The sequence below is a fragment of the Phyllobacterium sp. P5_D12 genome (assembly GCF_054049495.1).
The window spans coordinates 1-3,629 of the sequence record NZ_JBFUMG010000452.1 but is presented as its reverse complement, the minus strand read 5'-3'; the positions used below and the strand labels follow the sequence as shown (position 1 = coordinate 3,629).

Annotated in this window: 5 protein-coding genes; all 5 read left to right on the top strand. The window is 54.6% G+C overall.

Features of this window, described 5'->3' with window-relative positions:
- The first annotated feature begins 62 nt into the window (after positions 1-62).
- A complete protein-coding gene (locus ACXJ5O_RS21595) occupies positions 63-284 on the top strand; it encodes an SPW repeat protein (RefSeq protein WP_457301685.1) in 222 nt (73 codons plus the stop codon).
- 248 nt (positions 285-532) lie between these two features.
- On the top strand, positions 533-2,050 hold the full coding sequence (locus tag ACXJ5O_RS21590; RefSeq protein ID WP_457301684.1) for a PAS domain S-box protein: 1,518 nt from the start codon (positions 533-535) through the stop codon (positions 2,048-2,050).
- Positions 2,040-2,660 carry a response regulator FixJ gene (fixJ, locus tag ACXJ5O_RS21585; protein ID WP_457301683.1) on the top strand — a complete coding sequence of 207 codons (621 nt, stop codon included), beginning with the start codon at positions 2,040-2,042 and terminating at the stop codon, positions 2,658-2,660. Before ACXJ5O_RS21590 ends, fixJ begins: the two co-directional genes overlap by 11 nt.
- A 124-nt stretch (positions 2,661-2,784) precedes the next feature.
- Positions 2,785-3,150 (top strand): hypothetical protein, encoded by a 366-nt coding sequence (locus ACXJ5O_RS21580; RefSeq protein ID WP_457301682.1) that lies wholly within the window; start codon positions 2,785-2,787, stop codon positions 3,148-3,150.
- An 80-nt stretch (positions 3,151-3,230) separates the two neighbouring features.
- A partial coding sequence (locus ACXJ5O_RS21575; RefSeq protein WP_457301681.1) for a cyclic nucleotide-binding domain-containing protein occupies positions 3,231-3,629 on the top strand: 399 nt, incomplete at its 3' end.

Here is a 3,629-nt window from a genome sequence, read left to right as displayed (position 1 = left end):
ACCATACTGGATCTCCTGGAATTTCATATTAAGCGGTACCGCCGCCCTTTACGGTCAGCGTCCTGACCGTAATTAACGATCGCTTGTGGCAGAAGTGGGCTCAAATCATTGTCGGACTCTGGCTCTCAGCCTCTCCGTGGGTTCTCGCATTCGCAGGAGCGTTCTCGGTCCGAGTTAACGCGTGTACAGCCGGCATAGCCATTGTGGCATTGGCTCTTTTGGTGATTTCTAATAAACACGAGCCGTTTGGTACAACACGAGGTCGTGCTCGATTTCGGCGGTAGCTTCAAGTACTGCCAAGAAAGCCGCATGATCGGCGATGCGTTTTCAGCAATTGGACTGGCACCGCCTTTAAATGATCAGGGAAAGTCAACTGACAGCATAGGCGTGGATTAAACACTAAAGTCATCCTGGATAAACGGCCCTTGCCTCGCTTACGGGTGCTGTTTGTGATTGAAACCTTTGAATTTATATTGCTGTGTGTTGGCAGACCATTTTGGACACGAACTCCATCAGGAACCGCGACACAGCCATGCCCGCACGTGACATACCCGGCGTCCGGGGACGGTTCCTCCAAGCCGCTCTCTCCTCACGTTTTGAGGGGATGAAAGGTTATGTCCTGGCGGCTGCAGCAGTCCTGGCCGCCTTGCTACTCCGATTGGCGATGCAGGATCTTCTTCAGGATCGCGCGGTTTTCATTCTGTTCATTCCCTCAATTCTCATAGCCTCTATCGCCGGAGGAATTGGACCGGGGTTGGCGGCCGTCTTCTTCTCCTTAATCTCGTCGCTTTACGTAGGGGGAGCGCAGTTCAATCACTCCCAAAACGTGGTGGAGTTTGGCATTCTTATTGTTATCGGCCTGGTGATCGCCTGGATGGGCGGGCTGCTTCATCACGCGCGGCGGGTCACCGACAAGACGGTGAGCGACCTTGACGCTCGCGAAGCGCATCTCCGGTCGATTCTGGACACAGTACTCGATGCAACGGTCGTCATTGAAAAGGATGGAACAATCAGGTCATTCAACGCGGCAGCCGTTAGGCAGTTCGGCTACACCGAGGCCGAGGTCGTTGGCCGGAATGTCCGGATCTTGATGCCGGAACCTTACCAGCGGGAGCACGATGGTTACATAAGCAGGTATTTGAAAACTGGCGAAAAGCGCATCATAGGCATTGATCGCGTCGTCGTCGGCAAACGCAAGGATGGTTCGACCTTTCCGATGAAACTTGCAGTCGGAGAGATAAAGACCGGAGACAAGGTCTTCTTCACCGGATTTATTCGGGACCTAACAGAGCGCGAAGAATCCGCCGCGCGGCTACATGAAATTCAGGGCGAGCTGGCGCGGCTGGCGCGACTTAACGAACTGGGGGAAATGGCTTCGACGCTGGCCCATGAACTCAACCAGCCGCTGTCTGCCATAGCCAACTATGCCCAAGGGTGCACACGACTGTTGCGCGACATGGATGATGCCCTCGCGTCGAAAATGCGCGAGGCTTTGGAAGAGACATCGAGGCAAGCCCTGCGTGCGGGCCAAATTATCAGGCATCTAAGGGAATTCGTAACACGCGGCGAGACCGACAAGACGCAAGAAGACATCCGCAAGCTGGTCGAGGAAGCTGGCGCTCTGGCGCTCGTGGGGTCGCGTGAACGCGGTATCAGGTCCGTGTTCGAGTTTGGCCCCGACGCCAAGTTTGTCATGGTTGACGGCGTGCAAATCCAACAGGTCTTGATCAACCTAATGCGCAATGCCATGGAAGCGATGCGAGACAGTGAAAAACGTGAACTGCTTGTGCAAACGAGTTTGGACGAGAATGGGTGGGTCGTGGTCGACGTTGCCGATACTGGACCYGGCATTCCCGACGAGATCGCCGCGCAGCTGTTCAAGCCCTTCATGACCACCAAACCTGGCGGCATGGGAGTCGGTTTGTCGATTTCCAAGCGGATTGTCGAGTCACATGGTGGCAGCATAACGGTAAAGAAGAACGAGAGCGGGGGTACCACATTCCGCTTCACGCTTCCGGCAATTGAGGATAAGCACCCAAATGGCGATTGACGACTACACTGTCCACATTGTGGACGATGAAGAGGCGGTCAGAAAGTCTCTCGCGTTCTTGCTGACCATGTCCGGCTTCACCGTTCGCGTGCACGAGTCGGCAACAAGATTCCTTGCGACCGCACCGACAATCCGCAATGGCTGCCTGGTTACAGATTTGCGAATGCCAGACATGAGTGGCGTGGAATTGTTGCGCAACTTGAAAACGGCCGACCTTCGTATTCCCTCTATCGTTATAACGGGGCATGGAGACGTGCCGATGGCTGTGGAAGCCATGAAGGCCGGGGCTTTGGACTTCATAGAAAAGCCATTTGAAGACGAAGTCTTGATTGAAGCGGTAAAGCGGGCGGCGGCACAATTGACGGACATCGCCGATGACCTGGATGACGCTTCGGCCATTCAGGCGCGGTTGGAGGAGTTGACCGACCGCGAAAGGCAAGTCCTTTCAGGCGTAGTGGCAGGTCTTGCCAACAAAACCATCGCCTATGATCTGAATATCAGTCCACGTACGGTTGAAGTCCATCGGGCCAACGTAATGGCAAAAATGAAAGCGAGGAGCTTGCCGGAACTCGTGCGAATGGCGCTCAGTGTAAAGTTCGATATCGATTGACTAACAATACGGTCAATCCACTGATTTGACCTAGCGCAATGCGCACCCTCGAAAACACAGTCAAGCTATTTGGGCCGTCGTTGCCGGCCACCGATCGTTCGGTCATGTTTAGAGGGAATGCCCATTGCCGAATTCATTCCAGGTACTTGTTGTTGCGCCGGACTATGGGTTGCGACGGTCGCTTGAGTTTGCGCTCGAGGTTGAAGGCTTTGCGGTTCTGTCGTTCGACGATGTGAACGCAGCCCTCGCATCGCCGAGCACCGCCGCGGGCGGTTGCATCGTCGTAGACGAAGAAGCACTTTTGAACGACCCACTAGCACTGACCGCGGTGCGAGGGTTCCACAAGCCCATCTTACTGCTGGTGGACTGTTCTCGATCCATGCCTGATGTGCTCGGCGTCAGGGTGCTTCGAAAGCCCCTCTTGGGCAACGCGTTAATAACAGCCATTAGATTGACCGACCAATTTGCCGGCACAGGTCAACCTACGTAGAAACGCGTAGGTACATAAACGAATTTCGGAGCATGATGATATCAGCCAGTGTTGTCCCATCAAATCGAATGGAGATCGTCATGCTGGCCTACACCACTGTCCAAATGTCACCGCGACTCGGATCAGATGGCATCGATCAACCCGTTCCGTTGCCGTTCGGTCAAGCTCATCCGCAACAGATTTTGTTCTTTGCTCCGGGCTCCGAGATTTACGCCCAAGGCGAAAAGGCGGGCAACATCTATCAGGTCGAGTTTGGTGCTGTCCGCGTCCATCGGTTACTCGCCGACGGTCGGAGGCAGATCAGCGCATTTTATCTATCCGGCGAAGTCTTCGGTCTCGAAGCCGATGCAAACCACCATTTCTTTGCCGAAGCGATAACGGGCACAAGCCTCAGGTCATTTCCGCGCTCGAAGTTCGGCGACATATACCAGGAACTGTTCTCACTGACATTGCGCAGTCTTACGCGTGCACAGGAGCAT